13 protein-coding genes and 2 tRNA genes are annotated in these 15,133 nt (G+C 71.9%); 2 read left to right on the top strand and 13 right to left on the bottom strand.

Annotated features, from left to right (window positions below; genetic code table 11):
- Positions 1–23: 23 nt before the first annotated feature.
- The 13 genes from PKE85_RS14845 to PKE85_RS14785 form a co-directional block, all read right to left on the bottom strand.
- Positions 24–100 (bottom strand) — tRNA-Met (locus tag PKE85_RS14845).
- A gap of 148 nt (positions 101–248) precedes the next feature.
- A complete protein-coding gene (locus PKE85_RS14840; protein ID WP_271205540.1) occupies positions 249–1,193 on the bottom strand; it encodes a FecR family protein in 945 nt (314 codons plus the stop codon).
- 63 nt (positions 1,194–1,256) lie between these two features.
- Positions 1,257–1,808 (bottom strand): RNA polymerase sigma factor, encoded by a 552-nt coding sequence (locus PKE85_RS14835; RefSeq protein ID WP_271205539.1) that lies wholly within the window; start codon positions 1,806–1,808, stop codon positions 1,257–1,259.
- Positions 1,809–2,126: 318 nt separating this feature from the next.
- Positions 2,127–3,113, bottom strand: a complete 987-nt coding sequence (locus tag PKE85_RS14830) for a FecCD family ABC transporter permease (protein WP_271205538.1) — start codon at positions 3,111–3,113, stop codon at positions 2,127–2,129.
- The gene (locus PKE85_RS14825) at positions 3,110–4,129 is read right to left on the bottom strand and encodes a FecCD family ABC transporter permease (protein ID WP_271205537.1); all 1,020 of its coding nucleotides are present in this window, start codon (positions 4,127–4,129) and stop codon (positions 3,110–3,112) included. Before PKE85_RS14825 ends, PKE85_RS14830 begins: the two co-directional genes overlap by 4 nt.
- A complete protein-coding gene (locus PKE85_RS14820) occupies positions 4,126–5,049 on the bottom strand; it encodes an iron-siderophore ABC transporter substrate-binding protein (protein ID WP_271205536.1) in 924 nt (307 codons plus the stop codon). The genes PKE85_RS14825 and PKE85_RS14820 overlap by 4 nt, the downstream gene beginning before the upstream one ends.
- Positions 5,049–7,481 carry a TonB-dependent receptor gene (locus PKE85_RS14815; RefSeq protein ID WP_271205535.1) on the bottom strand — a complete coding sequence of 811 codons (2,433 nt, stop codon included), beginning with the start codon at positions 7,479–7,481 and terminating at the stop codon, positions 5,049–5,051. Before PKE85_RS14815 ends, PKE85_RS14820 begins: the two co-directional genes overlap by 1 nt.
- A gap of 463 nt (positions 7,482–7,944) precedes the next feature.
- Positions 7,945–8,020: transfer RNA gene (locus PKE85_RS14810), tRNA-Thr, on the bottom strand.
- A 251-nt stretch (positions 8,021–8,271) separates the two neighbouring features.
- Positions 8,272–8,655, bottom strand: a complete 384-nt coding sequence (locus tag PKE85_RS14805; RefSeq protein ID WP_271205534.1) for a RidA family protein — start codon at positions 8,653–8,655, stop codon at positions 8,272–8,274.
- 90 nt (positions 8,656–8,745) lie between these two features.
- Entirely contained in the window at positions 8,746–9,351 is a 606-nt protein-coding gene (gene leuD, locus PKE85_RS14800; protein ID WP_271205533.1) for a 3-isopropylmalate dehydratase small subunit, read from the bottom strand.
- Positions 9,352–9,478: 127 nt separating this feature from the next.
- On the bottom strand, positions 9,479–10,012 hold the full coding sequence (thpR, locus tag PKE85_RS14795; protein ID WP_271205532.1) for an RNA 2',3'-cyclic phosphodiesterase: 534 nt from the start codon (positions 10,010–10,012) through the stop codon (positions 9,479–9,481).
- Between the two features lie 43 nt (positions 10,013–10,055).
- Positions 10,056–11,102, bottom strand: coding sequence for an aldo/keto reductase (locus tag PKE85_RS14790; RefSeq protein WP_271205531.1), 1,047 nt, complete (start codon positions 11,100–11,102; stop codon positions 10,056–10,058).
- A 29-nt stretch (positions 11,103–11,131) separates the two neighbouring features.
- On the bottom strand, positions 11,132–11,857 hold the full coding sequence (locus PKE85_RS14785) for an arylesterase (RefSeq protein WP_271205530.1): 726 nt from the start codon (positions 11,855–11,857) through the stop codon (positions 11,132–11,134).
- On the opposite strand from PKE85_RS14785, the gene PKE85_RS14780 reads away from it, so the two are divergent.
- Positions 11,856–12,539 (top strand): ABC transporter ATP-binding protein, encoded by a 684-nt coding sequence (locus tag PKE85_RS14780; RefSeq protein ID WP_271205529.1) that lies wholly within the window; start codon positions 11,856–11,858, stop codon positions 12,537–12,539. The two genes, PKE85_RS14785 and PKE85_RS14780, sit on opposite strands and share 2 nt — an antisense overlap.
- Positions 12,536–15,124 carry an ABC transporter permease gene (locus PKE85_RS14775; RefSeq protein WP_428981362.1) on the top strand — a complete coding sequence of 863 codons (2,589 nt, stop codon included), beginning with the start codon at positions 12,536–12,538 and terminating at the stop codon, positions 15,122–15,124. The genes PKE85_RS14780 and PKE85_RS14775 overlap by 4 nt, the downstream gene beginning before the upstream one ends.
- Positions 15,125–15,133 lie beyond the last annotated feature (9 nt).

Raw genomic sequence — 15,133 nt, 5'->3', positions numbered from 1 at the left:
GGGGGGGGGGGGGGGGGGGGCGTTGGTAGCGGAGGAGGGACTCGAACCCCCGACACGCGGATTATGATTCCGCTGCTCTAACCAGCTGAGCTACTCCGCCCGACGCGGGCGTCTTGGCCGCGCGATGCGGCGTGATATAAAAAAGACGGCTGCGCCAAGTCAAGCGGATGTGGACGACGTGGCGTGGAAACCTCGGCCGCCCGGCCCGCCGGCGGCGGAACCTGCGGCGCGGCATCGGTTCATGGCGCTCAGATCAGGGCGACGAGCGGCCCCAGCCTCACGACCTCCACGCCGAGCGCCCTGGCGATGAAGGCCAGCGCCTGAGCCCTGTCCGCCAGGTCGATGACGCCCGACACCTTCCGGGCGGCGAGGCCCGGACGGGCGATCACCACACGGCCCGGGAACCTTCGGTTCAGCTCTTCGACCACGAAAGCCAGATCCCTGTTGTCGACCACCAGACGGTTGCTGCGCCAGGAGGCGGCGAGAGCGGCGTCCTGGCCGCGCGTCACCTCTCCGGAAGCGGGCTGGTAGGCGACCTGCTCGCCCTCGTCCACACGCAGCGGCGGCCGCGCGCTCCGGAACTCCACCAGCACCGCATGCTCGGTCACGGCCACGTCGGTCTCCGCCGCGCCGAGCCGGACGTCGAAGGCGGTGCCGAGCGCGGTCACGCTCGCGTCGCCCGCCTCCACCGTGAACGGCCGGTCCGGATCGGGCGTCACCTGGAAATAGGCCTGCCCCCGCAGCAGCCGGATGGTCCGGCCGCGGGCGGAGATGTCTTCGGCGATGGCGGAGGACGCGTTGAGCTGGACGGTCGAGCCGTCGGCAAGGGTGAAGACCGGGGTCTCCCCCTTGCCCGCGATCCGGTCGGCCCGAAGCCGCATGGGGCCGTCCAGGGCGAGGAACGCTCCGCCGGCCACGGCCAGGACCAGCAGCCCGGCGACGATCGGCTTGCGCGCGCCTCCCTTGGGGGCGGGCGTGGAGCGAAGCGCGGCGTCGCCCGCGATCGCGGCGCGGGCGTCGCCCATGAGGCGTTCGGCGGCGGCGTAGGCCTCGGCGTTCTCGGGCGACGCGCGCCACGCCTCGAACCGCGCGTGGTCGTCCTCGGAGAGGTCGGCGTCCTGCCGCCGCAGCAGCCAGTCCGCGGCCTGCGCGTGCCGCCGCCGCCGGATCGCCGCCGTATCCCTGTCGCCCACTGCCTGCTCCCGGAGCCTCGACGCCCCGATGTCTTGACGAACGACGGGGCGCGTCCCGGACTCTTAGTCGAACTCCGCGAGACGATCGAGGCAATGGGCGAAGGCGCGCCGGAGATGGCGGTCGGCCATGTTGCGGGAGATCCCGAGGCGCCCGGCGATCTCCGCGGACGACAGCCCGTGCATCCGGTGCAGCACGAAGGCCGCGCGCTGGCGCGGCGGCAGGTCGCCGATCACGCGCCGCAGAAACGCGATGCGCCGGTCCGCGTCGAGCGCCTGATCGGGCGCGGGAGACGAGGCCGCCACGGCCGCCGCCTCGTCTTCGGTCCCCGAGAACAGACGGCCTTCCAAGCGCTCGCGCCGGAACCGGTCGACCCCGAGATTGACCACCGCCCGGCGCAGGAAAGCGCCGAGCGAGCGCTTTTCCGCCAGCAGCTCCGGCCGCGCGGCGAGCTTCACATAGAGGTCGTGGACGATGTCGAGCGCGGCGGCCCGGGTCCTGCCGCCGTGGCGCGCCGCGGCGATCATCTCTTCGTAATGCGCCTCGATGGCCCGGTTCAGCAGGTCCCGGCCGTCGTCGGCCGACAGCCCCGTCAATGCGCCAGTGAGCGTCGCCATAGCCCTGGAGTCGTCCCGCACCCGTCATCGGCGGCGCGATCGCGATCGTCCGGGCGGCGAAAACCAGCCCGGACGACGATGGCGCCAGCCCGCTGGAGCTATCCTTTGATGGGCGCATAAAAGTACGCAATATCAATGTTTTAGAATGGATCAAAGCTGGCGTTCGCCGCCGCGCGCCGCGGAGCCGCCAAGCGCTTCAGTTCCTTCGCTGACGCCGCATCAGGGACGCGGCCGCCGACCGCGCGGCCACGGCGCGATCGCGTCAGGGGTGTTGCCCCGTCACAACAATTCGGGCGCCTGCGGCGCGCCTTTCGGCGTTCAACTCAACGACGCGCTGCGCCGCCACAGGAGCGCGGCGAACACCGGCGCGCCGATCAGCGCCGTCAGCACCCCGGCGGGCAGCTGGAGCGGGGACAGCGCGATCCGGCCGGTCAGATCGGCCGCCATGACGATGACGGCGCCGATCAGGGCCGCGACCGGAAGAATTCGGGCATGTCGCGGGCCGACCAGCCGTCGCGCCGCGTGAGGCGCGATCAGCCCTACGAAGGCGATCAGCCCCGACATCGCGACCGCGGCGCCGGAGATCAGCGTGCAGAGCAGGATCATGACGGCCTGAAACCGCGCCGTGTCCTGCCCGACCCCGCGCGCCGCCACGTCGCCGAGGGAGGCCACGTCCAGCGCCCGCGACGCCAGTCCGCACAGCGCGGCGGCCGGCGCCAGAACCAGAGCGAGCGTCCCGACCTGACCCCAGGTCGCGCCGTAGACGCTGCCCGAGAGCCAGAGCAGGGCGCGATGCGCGTCGCGGGCGTCGCCGAAAGCGGTGAGCAGCGTGATCGCGGCGCCGGCCAGCGCGCTCAGTCCGACGCCGATCAGGATGATGCGCAGCGAGGTCGCGGCCCTGCGCCCGGCGAGGGCATGGATGGCGGCGGCCATCATGGCCGCGCCGGCGAAGCCCGCCCACGGCGTCACGCCGGCCGGCGCCGCCGGGAAGGCCACCAGCACGACGGTGACGGCGAGCGCCGCCCCGGCGTTGACGCCGAGCGTGCCGGGCTCGGCCAGCGGGTTGCGGAGGATCGCCTGGGTGATCGCGCCCGCCAGCGCCAGCGCCATGCCGACGAGCCCCGCCAGCAGGACGCGCGGCAGGCGGAGATCGAACAGGATCAGGACGGCGTCGGAGGGCGCGCCGGCGGGATCGGCCAGGGCGGCGAACAGGTCGGACCAGGAGAAGGCGACGTCGCCCAGCTTCAGGCCCGCCAGGGCCAGCAGGGCGATCAGGGCCGCCATGCCCATGACCGCCCGCGTCATGGCGCGGCGCCGATCCGCCGACGGGCGAGATGGATGAAGAACGGCGCGCCGATCAGCGCCATGGTGACGCCGGCCGGGAAGCCCGAGCCGAGCAGCGTGCGGCTGGCGGCGTCCGCCGCCGTCAGCAGCAGCGCGCCGCCCAGCGCGCAGAACGGGATGGCCCAGCGGTGGTCCGCCCCGGCGAGCATGCGGACGATGTGGGGCGTGACGAGGCCCACGAAGCCGATCGGCCCGGCGAGCGCCACGGCGCCGCCCGCCAGCAGCACCACCGTGACGATGGACGCCCGACGCCAGAAGCGCACGTTCTGGCCAAGCGCGCGCGCCGCGTCGGCGCCGAGACTGAGGGCGTTGAGCGCCCGGCCGAGGAGCAGGGACACGGCGAGGCCCGCGAGAATGTACGGGCCCACCGTCTGGACCTGCTCCGCTGTGCGCCCGGCGAGCGAGCCGGCGGTCCACAGCCGCACCGTGTCCATCGCGCCCTTGTCGAGCACGAGCACGGCGGCGGTCAGGGAGCCCAGGAAGCCGGACACCACCGCGCCGGCCAGAACGATCTTGAGCGGGGTCGCGCCGCCCCGCCCCGTCGCGCCGAGCCCGTAGACGACGACGGCCGCAGCCGCCGCGCCGCCGAACGCCGGCCAGACCACCGCGTCGCCGGTCGAGGCGCCCGCCACCGCGGTCGCCAGCACCACGGCGAAAGCCGCGCCGGCGTTGAGGCCCATCAGGCCGGGCGACGCCAGCGGGTTGCCGGTGACGGCCTGCATGATGGCGCCGGCGACCGCGAGCGCCGCGCCCACGCCGAGGCCCGCGAGCAGCCGCGGCGCGCGGATGGTCGCGATGACGAGGTGGTCGCGCGAACCGTCATTGGCGATGAGGGCGTCGAGCACGGTTCCCAAGGCATAGGGCGTCGACCCGGCGGACAGCGACCAGAACCCGACGGCGGCGAGCAGGCCGGCGAGCGCGACCAGAGCCGCCGCCCGGCGGGCGCCGCCCGCCCGGAACCCCGCGCGGCCGCTCACGGCGTCGTCAGCACGTATCGCTCGATGTCGTCGAGGACCCGGTTGGCGGAGGCGAGCCCGCTGAACTCCATCCAGGTGGCCGCGTCGACGCGATGGACGCGGCCCGCCTTCACCGCCGGCAGCATGCGCCACAGCGGGTTGGAGATCACCTGCTCGTGGCGTCCGCTGCGGTCGGAGTCGTTCGCGCCGCCGACGATGTAGAGCAGCACGTCGCCGTCGAGCGCCGCCAGCTCCTCCCAGTCCGGACGCTTCACGCCGGGACCGCTTTCGGACGTCTCGTAGGCGGTTCGCTTCACGCCGGCCTCCCGCATCACCGCGAAAGGGGCGTAGGCTCCGGGTTTGTCGAGATAGACCTGAAAGTCCCAGGGGGTGATGCGCATCACCGAGACCTTCACGTCCGGCATGCGGGCGCGGATGTTCGCGACGCGGCTTTGGTAGGCGTCGAAGACGCCCCTCGCGGCGTCCGCCCGGCCGGCGACCTCGGCGAGCGTGAGGTAGAACGCTTTCCAGTCGCTGGCGGTGATCAGGGCGGCGGGCGCGATCCGCGCCGCCATCTCCTGCGCCTTCGCGCCCAGAAACCCGCTGCCGATGATGAGGTCGGGCTTCAGGGCGATGACGCGCTCGAGGCTCGGCTGCTCGAAGGTCCCGATGTCGGCGACGCCGGCCGCTTCCGCGCGCGCCTTCAACGCCTTGTCGCTCATGCCCGACATCGGGGCGGCGACGACCGGAGCCCCGAGTTCGAGCGCCATGCCGAGGCTGAAGGTCGGATCGAGCGCCACGATGCGCTTCGGCGCCGCCGGCAGGCAGAGCGGCGCGCCCAGCACGTCGCCGCCGGCGAACAGCCGTCCCTCGCAGGCCTCAGCCGCCGAGGTCGAGGCGAACGCCAGAGCCGCCAGCAGAACGCCGAGCGCGCGCCGCATCAGAACCGTGCGGTTCCGCGCACGCCCACCACCCGGCCGTCGCCGATCGCGGCGGAAAACCCCGTGGAGTCGATGCCGGTCAGGTACTGCTTGTCGAACAGGTTGCGCGCGAACAGCGCGATCGTGGCGTGCTTCATCTCGTAGCCGAGCGTGGCGTTGACCAGCGTGAACGACTTGACGTAACGGCTGCGGGTGTTGGCTAGGTCTCCCGTGCTGAAGAAGCCGTCCGTGTAGGAGGCGTCGGCGCCGGCGAAGAAGCCCGAATGATGCTTCCAGTGGGCGCCCATCGCCAGCGTGACGGCCGGAGACTGGGGAAACTCCTTGCCGCTCACGTCGCCCGCCGTGGTCAGCGCCTTGTCGAATTCCGTCTTGAGCAGACCGACGTTGGAGAACAGCGTCAGTTCGTCGATCGGGCGCCAGCGCGCCTCGATCTCCGCGCCATAGGCGTGCGACTCGCCGCCGTTCTCCGTGATCGTCTGGCCCGGGAAGGCCGGGTTGAAGGACTGGATCTGCTGGTCCTTGTAGTCGTAGTAGAATGCGTTGGCGTCGATCTGCAGGCGGTCGTCAAACCACTTCGAACGGTACGCCAGCTCGTAGGACCACATGTATTCCGGGGCGATCTTGCGGAGCGTCGTCGCGCCGGCGACGACCTCCGAGAAGCCGGAACGGTAGCCCTTCGCCGCCGTCGCGGCGATCGTCTGGCTCTCTGTGAGATCGTAGGCCAGACCGAACTTGGGGAGAAAGACGGTCTTGCTCACGGAGCTCCGCTCGTTGAGCGAGCCATAGACCGGCACGGGGCAACCGGCGAAGAGGCACCCGAGGGTGGCGTCGAGATCGAGCGCCACGCCGTCGTTTTTCGCTCCGACCTTCTCCCTCAGCAGGCGGCCGCCGCCGATCAGAGTCCAGCGGTCGTGCAGCTTGTACCGCAGGTCCGCGTAGGCGGCGATCGACGTCGTTTTGAGCGCGGTCGTCAGGTCCTGCACCACCGCGTTCGGGATGCCGTAGGGCGCAAGCGCGGTGGTCGCGGAGAGGTCCGCCGTATCGCTGGTGTAGCGGCCGGCGAAGAAGCCCACGACGCCCGACAGTCTGGAGTCCCCGGGGTTGAAGTTCAGCTGCACGTCCTGTGAGAAATCCTTGCCTTTTCGGTTTCCTTCGCGCTGCCAGCCCGCACCGGCGGGCGTGCTGATGTCGAGGTCGGACTCCGAGAAGGTGGTGAGCGAAGTCAGCTTCCATCCCGGCGAGAACTCGTAGGCCAGCTCCGCGCCGTAACGGTTGACCTTCGTGTCGCGGAACTCCGAGCTGACGCTGGTCCCGGGATCGAAGCGGCGGTCGAAGAAGTCGGGCCCGGTCACGAAGTTCCAGCCCGGCTTGTCATGGGTTCGGCTGACGCTGAGCAGCGCGGAAAAACCCGGCAGGGCGTCGGGCGTCAGCAGCAGCTTGGCGCGGATCTGTTCGAATTCGTCCCGGCGCTCTTTATCGAGGCTGGAATCCAGGAACTCGATGTCCTTGTCCTCGCGCGCGATCTGGCCCGCGATGCGCAGCGCGACCTGATCCTTGACCAGCGGGCCGGACACCGCGAAGGCGGCGGATTTCGAATCCTCGGTCCCGAGCGAGCCGTCGACCACGACCTCCGGCTCGAAGGTCGGATCCTTCGTCTTGATGACGATGCTGCCGCCGAGCGAGTTCCGGCCCTGCAGCGTCGACTGGGGTCCGCGCAGGACCTCGATCTGCTCCACGTCCCAGACGCCGCGGCTGCCGCGGCGGATGGCCTCGATGTTCTGGGGGGCGCCGTCGATCAGGACGGAGACGACCGGCGCGGCGCGGCCCGGCGCCGTCACGCCTTCGGCGTTCAGGCCGCGGATCACGATGCTCGAATTCCCCTCGGCTGAAGGGAATGATCGCACGTTGGCGAGGCGGTTGTAGGCCTGGGCCGTGTCGCGGGGGCTGGAGTCGCGGAGGTCCTGCTCGGTGACCACGCCGACGCTCGCATAGGTCCGCGAGGAATCCCGCGCCGCCTTCTCGCCGTAGACGGTGATGGCGTCGAGCGCGATCTCGTCGTCCGCCACCTGCCCCGTCACGAGCGCCGCGTTCGCGATCGGCTCGGCGGCGAGCTCCACGCGGGCGCCGTCGACGATCCGGCCGCTGACGCCGGTGCCCGCCAGCAGCGCCGCGAGCGCCCGGTCCGGCGCGAGGCCGGCGCCGGCGCCCCTGGAACGTCGCCCACGGGTCACGTCCGCGTCGGCGAGGACCTGCAGGCCGGTCTGGGCCGCGAACCGGTTCAGCGCCGAGGACAGCGGGCCGGCCGGGATCGCGGCCGCGGCGGTCGCCTGCGCAGGCGCGGCGGTCTGCGCCGCCGCTCCGGGAACGCCCTGAGCCGCCAGCAGCGCGCCCGCGAGCGCGGCGACGCCACGGCGGCCTGTCCTCGAAGTCACGTCTTTCGCCCGCGCCATGTTCCGCATCCCCCGTCGCTTACGCGCCCGCCGACCGTCGCTCCCCTGAGCGCGGACGGTTCGGCTCATGAGCGATGACGATCGGACGCACGCGGATGGGACGTGCGGGCGGACGTTTTCTTTGGGCTCGCGCGCAGGGTGAGGGTCAAAGGCGCCCGACGCCGCGGGCGGTCCCGACGCGGAGGCGGCGCCGACCGACGAGCCGATAGGAGGCTGGAGGCGCGGCTATGCCGCTGCTCGCCACACGCGGCTCCGACCACGACAGACCGTCTGCGCCGTAAATCGCGCGGCCTGGGTCAGGAAGGTGGACTGGGCGGCTAAAGCGTTTTCGAGAGGCGGGCTCGGCGCCTGGGACCCGTCAGCCCTTCCCGCAGGAGGCTGGCTGCGCCTCCAGGACCGCGGCGCCCCGGTCACCTGGGCGCCTTGACGTCCTCAGGCTGGGACGTGGTGCCGCTTGCGTGACTCGAACACGCGACCCCATCATTACGAATGATGTGCTCTACCAGCTGAGCTAAAGCGGCGACGGCGCTTGCTTTAGCGAAAGCCGCCGGAATTGGCAACCCTTCACGCCCCCTTCGCCATCAAGAGTGTCTTGCCGCTTCCGCCCGCCGGGCGGCGCGAACGGAGGCGCTTCGGGCGGTCGGGGCGGCGGCTGTCCGGGAAGAGCCGCGCGCTTCGGCCCTCAGGCGGACACTGAGACATAGCCGCGCGCCTCGCTCCGTCCGGAACGGCGGACGGCCGTCGCGCGCGGCTGTGGACGACCGGACGCCCCTCAGCGGGCGATGCGGGCGGTGACCTCGATCTCCACCTTCATCTCCGGCTTCAGCAGCTGGCAGACGATGAGGGTGTTGGCCGGACGGATCTCGCCGAAGATCGCGCCGGTGACCGTGAACAGGTCGTTGGCGTCCGCCGGATCGGTCAGATAGTAGCGGGTCTGGACCACGTCGGCGAAGCCGGCGCCGGCTTCCTTCAGCGCCTTCTCGATGGTGGCGAAGGCGTTGCGGGCCTGGGCCACCACGCCCTCCGGCATGCTCATGGCCACGTAGTCGTAGCCGGTGGTGCCGGAGACGAACACGTAGTCGCCGTCGACCACGGCGCGGCTGTAGCCCGCGGTCTTCTCGAAGGGGGAGCCGGTGGAGATCAGGCGGCGGGTCATCTGCAAGGCCTCGTCATGCGGGTGCGGCCGGGGCCCGCCTGTCGAGGCGGGCCACGGCGCCGGGGAAACGTCGGAGGGTGAAAGGGCGCGTCAGGCCCAGGGGCGCGCGGCGGCGAGGGCCGTCTCGTAGTCCGCGATGCGGTCCTGCTTCTGCATGGTCAGGCCGACGTCGTCGAGCCCCTCCAGCAGGCAGCGCTTGCGGAACGGGTCGATGTCGAACCGCACCACGCCGCCGTCGGGGCCATGGATCTCCTGCGCCTCCAGATCGATCGTCAGCCGGGCGTTGGCGCCGCGCTCCGCGTCGTCCATCAGCTTGGCGTGGTCCTCGGGCGACACGCGGATCGGCAGGATGCCGTTCTTGAAGCAGTTGTTGTAGAAGATGTCGGCGAAGGACGTGGAGATCACGCAGCGGATGCCCTGGTCCAGCAGCGCCCAGGGCGCGTGCTCGCGCGAGGAGCCGCAGCCGAAATTGTCGCCGGCCACCAGGATTTCCGCGTCGCGATAGGCCGGCTTGTTCAGCACGAAGTCCGGGTTCTCGGCGCCGTCCGCGTCGTAGCGCAGCTCCGCGAACAGCCCCTTGCCAAGTCCCGTGCGCTTGATCGTCTTCAGATACTGCTTCGGGATGATCATATCGGTGTCGATGTTGATCAGCGGCAGCGGCGCGGCGACGCCGGTCAGGGTGGTGAACTTCTGCATGGGGCCGGAACTCCTTCGGCGCCTCTCATGCTCCCGCGCGGCGGTGCGGTCAACCCGCGCGGAGGCGTGAGGGGCTTGGGCCGGGAGGCATGTGGCGACGGGCGAAGCCGGCCGCAAGCGCGGGCCGTCAGCGCAGCGGGTAGGCCGCCTCCAGCACGTAGGGCCCGCCGCCGACCGAATCCCGGGACGAGTAGATCACGAACTGCTCCGCCCGGAACGACAGGCCCGGCGGCCCGCCCCGCAGGCCGAGATAGTCCGCCACCGCCCGAGGCGAGGCGTCCCGCAGCCGCGCCAGCGTCACGTGGGGCGTGAACTTGCGGCTCTCGGCGGCAAGGCCCGCCCGGCGCATCAGCCGCTCGTGCTCGGCCTGCAGCTCGATCAGCGCCGGCGTCGGCGCCACCTTCACGATCAGCGATCTTGGCCGGGCGCCGCCGAAGGCGTCCGGGCCCTCGAACGTCACCTCGAACGGCGCCCGCCGCACCTTGCCGAGCAGATAGGCCGCCTCCTGGGCGGTCTCCTCGTCCACGTCGCCGAGGAAGCGCAGGGTGATGTGGTAGTTCTCGACGTCGATCCAGCGGGCGCCGGAAAGCCCGCCCCGGTAGCCGGACAGAATGAGCCCGACCTCTTCCGGCACCTCGATCGCGGTGAACAGCCGCGGCATGGCCTAAAGCTCCCCCTCGACGCGCCCGGACGACGGAACGCCGTCAGGGACAGGGATTGGTGCGCAGCCGGTGGATCGCGTCCACCTTGGACTCGATCTCCGCCGACCACGGCCGCTCGAAGGCGGCGAGGTCGTGATCGAGCTGCTCAAGGCTGGTCGCGCCGATGATCACCGAGGTCATGAAGGACCGCGTGGCCGCGAACTGCAAGGCGAGATGCGTGGGCGACCAGCCGATCTCCCCAGCAAGATCGAGATAGGCCGCGATCGCCCCTTCCGCGCCGGTGGTCTCGTAGCGCTGCAACCGGTCGAACAGCGTCTTGCGCGCGCCGGCAGGCTGCGCGCCGTCGGCGTATTTGCCGGTGAGATAGCCTTGAGCCAGCGGCGAATAGCCCAGCAGCGACACGTTCTCCCGCAGCGAAATCTCCGCAAGCCCGGTCTCGTAGGTGCGGTTGAGCAGGCTGTAGGCGTTCTGCAGCGAGGCCACGCGGGGCAGGCCCCTCGCCTCCGACTCGCGCAGGAAGGTCATGGTCCCCCAGGCGCTTTCGTTGGACAGGCCCACATGGCGGATCTTGCCCTCACGGACCAGTTCGCCCAGCGCCTCCAGCGTCTCGTGGATCGCGATCTCCGGCCCGGTCACCGGGCGGAACACCGTGGGGTTGGAGCCGAACTGGCTCACCTCCCGGTCCGGCCAGTGCAGCTGGTAGAGGTCGATGCACTCGGTGCGCAGGCGCCGCAGGCTGCCCTCCACCGCCTCGCGCAGCTGGGCGCGGGACAGCTCGCCGGTGGCGCCGTCCTTGCGGAACCAGTCCATCACCGTGCGGCCCACCGCCTTGGTGGCCACGATCATGCGGTCGCGGTTCGCGCCCCTGGCGAGCCAGGAGCCCACGATCTCCTCGGTGCGTCCTTGGGTCTCCGGCTTGGGCGGGATCGGGTAAAGCTCGGCGGCGTCGAGGAAGTTGATCCCGGCGTCCGCGGCGCGGTCGAGCTGGGCGTGGCCTTCGGCTTCCGAGTTCTGCTCGCCGAAGGTCATGGTGCCGAGGCAGACGACGCTGACGTCGAGCCCCGTGCGTCCGAGCGGGCGGCGTTCCATGGGCGATGTCCTTGAAGGTCTTGGAGCGTTCAGGAGCGGCCGGCGGGCAGGCTTTCGACGAAGCGCCGCACGTAGGGCAGCGCGCCGCGCACCATGACGTCCACCCCGCGGGGGTTGGGGTGGAGCCCGTCCGCCAGATTGAGCGAAGCGTCGCCGACGACGCCGTCGAGGAAGAAGGGATAGAGCACCAGCCCCCGCGCCTGCGCAAGGTCCGCATAGATCGAGTCGAACGCCGACACATAGGCCGCGCCGAGGTTGGGCGCGGCGCGCATGCCGATCAGCATTGCGGGAATGGTCCGCGCCTTCAGCCGGTCGAGGATGCGCGTCAGCGCCGCGCGGGTGACGTCCGGATCGACGCCCCGCAGCATGTCGTTGGCGCCGAGCGCCACGATCACGCCGTCAGTGTCCTCCGGGGTGGACCAGTCCAGGCGGTCGGCGCCGCCGGAGGCGGTGTCGCCGGAGACGCCGGCGTTGGCGACCGTGACCGCGAGGCCGCCGTCCCTCAGCGCCTTCTGCAGCCGGGGCACGAAGCCTTCGCCCGGACCGAGCCCGTAGCCGGCGGTGAGGCTGTCGCCCAGCGCCACCAGACGGACGGGTTCGGCGGCGGACGCGCCGGTTCCGATCACGCTTGCGAGAGACCCGACCCCCAAGGCGAGAGCGGCGCGGCGCGACAGGCCGCCCGCCCCATTGGCGACGCACTCGGCGCCGATGGTGCGACGCACATCCGGACGGTCCGGCGACTTCAGGGGCTTCATGACGGCGATCGAACTCCGCGGCGTAAATCTCGCGCTGGGCAAGGGCCCCGCGCGCACGCACATTCTTAAAGACGTGAACCTGCATATAGAGCGTGGCGAGACCGTGGGCATGGTCGGGCCGTCCGGCTCGGGCAAATCGACGCTGCTGATGACGCTGGCCGGGCTGGAGCGGCCGGATTCCGGGACCATCCGGGTGCTCGGTCAGGACCTCGGCGCGCTGGACGAGGACGGGCTCGCCCGCTTCCGCGGCCGCCATGTGGGCGTGGTGTTCCAGTCGTTCCACCTCATCCCCACCATGACGGCGCTCGAAAACGTGGCGACGCCGCTGGAGCTCGCCGGCGCGGCGGACGCCTTCGAGCGCGCCCGCGCCGAGCTCGCCGCCGTCGGCCTGTCGCACCGGCTCGACCATCACCCGGCGCAGCTGTCCGGCGGCGAACAGCAGCGGGTGGCGCTGGCCCGCGCGCTGAGCGTGCGGCCCGAGCTGCTGGTGGCGGACGAGCCCACCGGCAATCTGGACGAGGCCACCGGCCGTCAGGTGGCCGACATGCTGTTCGCGGAGACCGCGAAGCGCGGCGCCACGTTGGTGCTGGTGACCCACGACCCCGCGCTCGCCGACCGCTGCGCCCGCACGGTGCGGCTGCGCTCCGGCCACGTCGAGACCGAAAGCGAGGCCGCCGCGTGAGCGAGATCGCGGCGGAAAGCGCCGGCCCGCGCCCGCGCGCGGGCGGCTTCAACGGCGGCGTCATCCTGAAGCTCGCCGCGCGGGAGCTGCGCGGCGGCGTGCAGGGCTTCATGGTGTTCCTGCTGTGCCTCGCGCTCGGCGTGGCGGCCATCGCGGGCGTGGGCTCGCTGGCTCGCGGCCTTTCCGACGGCCTGCAGCGGGAAGGCCGCGCCATTCTCGGCGGCGACGCCGCCTTCTCGCTGATGCACCGGGAGGCGACCCCGACCGAGCGCGCCGTGCTGGAGGCCAAAGGCCGAGTCTCCACCGTGGGCTCGCTCCGGGCCATGGCCCGCACGTCCGCCGGCGACGCCACGCTGGTGGAGCTGAAGGCCGTGGACGACGCCTGGCCGCTGGTGGGCGCGGCGCGCTTCGCGCCCGACCGGCCGCTGGCGGAGCTGCTCGGCCGTGAGGACGGCGTTCCGGGCGTGGCGGTCGATCCCGCCCTGCTCGCGCGCCTCAACCTCAAGGTCGGCGACCGGATCGAGCTCGGGACCGCCAGCTTCGCCATTCGCGCCACCGTGGAGCGGGAGCCGGACCAGCTTTCCGGCGGCGTCGGCTTCGGCCCACGGGCGCTGATCTCCACCGAAGCGCTGCGCGCCTCCGGCCTGCTCCAGCCGGGCAGTCTGGTGCGCTGGAGCTACCGGGTGGCGCTCGACGGCGACGGCGGCGACGCCGAGGTGGGCCGGCTCATCACGGACGTGGAGCATGAAGCCAAGGACGCCGGCTTCGAGGCCCGCTCCCGCCTCAACGCCGCGCCGCAGCTGGAGCGCAACGTCAACCGCTTCACCCAGTTCCTCACCATCGTGGGGCTCGCCGCGCTGGTGGTGGGCGGCGTGGGCGTGGCGAACGCCGTCAACGCCTTCGTGGACCGCAAGCGCGAGACCATCGCGGTGCTGAAGAGCCTCGGCGCCTCGGGCCGCACGGTGTTCCTCATCCATCTGGCGCAGGTGGCGGCGCTGGGCGCGCTCGGCGTCGCGCTCGGGCTCATGGCCGGCGCCGCCCTGCCCTTCGCGGCCGCGCGGGCGCTGGAAAGCGTGACGCCGCTGCCGCTTGCCATGTCGGTCTACCCCCGCGAGTTGGCTCTGGCCGCCACCTACGGCGCGCTCACCGCGCTCGCCTTCGCGGTCTGGCCGCTGGGCCGCGCCCATGACGTGCCGGTGGCGGCGCTGTTCCGGGACCAGGTCGCGCCCGAATCCCGCCGCCCCCGCGCGATCTACATCGCCGCGACCGCGCTCGCGGCGCTGGCGCTGTGCGGCCTCGCCGTCTACGCCGCCTATGACCGGCGGATCGCGCTCACCTTCGTCGGCGCCTCCGTCGCCGCCTTCCTGGCGCTCCGGCTGGTGGCGGGCGGGGTGATGGCGCTCGCCGCCCGCCTGCCGCGGCCGAAGCGGCTGGAGCTGCGGCTGGCGCTCGCCAACATCCACCGCCCCGGCGCGCTGACGCCGTCCGTGGTGATGTCGCTCGGCCTCGGGCTGGCTCTGCTGGTGGCGCTGACCCAGATCGACGCCTCCATCCGCGGCCAGCTGTCCAGCGAGCTGCCCCAGAAGGCGCCGGCCTTCTTCTTCCTCGACATCCCGTCGTCGGAGAAGGACGCCTTCGCCGCTCTCGCCAAGGACAAGGCCCCCGGCGCGGAGCTGAACAGCGTGCCCATGCTGCGCGGCTCCATCACCGCGCTGAACGGCGTCGCCGCGGAGGAGGCCGAGGTCGATCCCGAAAGCCGCTGGGCGCTGCGCGGCGACCGGGGCGTGACCTTCGCTGAAGATCCGCCCGAGGGCTCCACCGTGACGGAAGGCGCATGGTGGCCCCGGGACTATTCCGGCGAACCGCTGATCTCCTTCGACCAGCGGCTTGCGAACGGGCTCGGGCTGAAGGTGGGCGACCGGGTCTCGGTCAACGTGCTCGGCCGCACGGTGACGGCGAAGATCGCCAACCTGCGGCGCATCCACTGGGAGACCATGGGCATCAACTTCTTCATGGTGTTCTCGCCCAACGCCTTCGCCGGCGCGCCCTACATGAACCTCGCCACCGTCGTCTTCCCCGACGGGTCCGACGACGCCACCGAGCTCGGCCTGCTGCGCGACCTCACCCGCGCCTTCCCCTCCGTCACCGCCATCCGCGTCAAGGACGCGCTGACCACCGTGAACGAGGTGGTTGGCAATCTGGCGCTGGCGGTCCGGGCCGCGAGCGGCGTGACGCTGGTGGCGAGCGTGCTGGTGCTGGCCGGGGCGCTCGCCGCCGGACGCCGCCGCCGCACCTATGAGGCGGTGGTGCTGAAGACGCTGGGCGCCGCCCGCGCCCGGCTGATCGGCGCCATGGCGGCGGAATACGCCCTGCTCGGCCTCGTCACCGCGGCCTTCGGGCTGGTGGTGGGCTCGCTCGCCGCCTGGGGCGTGACGGCCAACATCATGCGCATCGGCTTCGCGTTCGACCCTCTCGGCGCCGGCGGCGCGGCGCTGGCCGCGCTCGTGGTCACCGTGGCGTTGGGGCTGATTGGAACTTGGCGCGTGCTGGGCGAAGCCCCCGCCCGCCACCTGCGCAGCCTCTGACGTGCGCAA

It is taken from the genome of Methylopila jiangsuensis (genome assembly GCF_027922305.1).
Taxonomy (GTDB): domain Bacteria; phylum Pseudomonadota; class Alphaproteobacteria; order Rhizobiales; family Methylopilaceae; genus Methylopila; species Methylopila jiangsuensis.
This window is presented reverse-complemented; position numbering and strand designations above follow the sequence as displayed.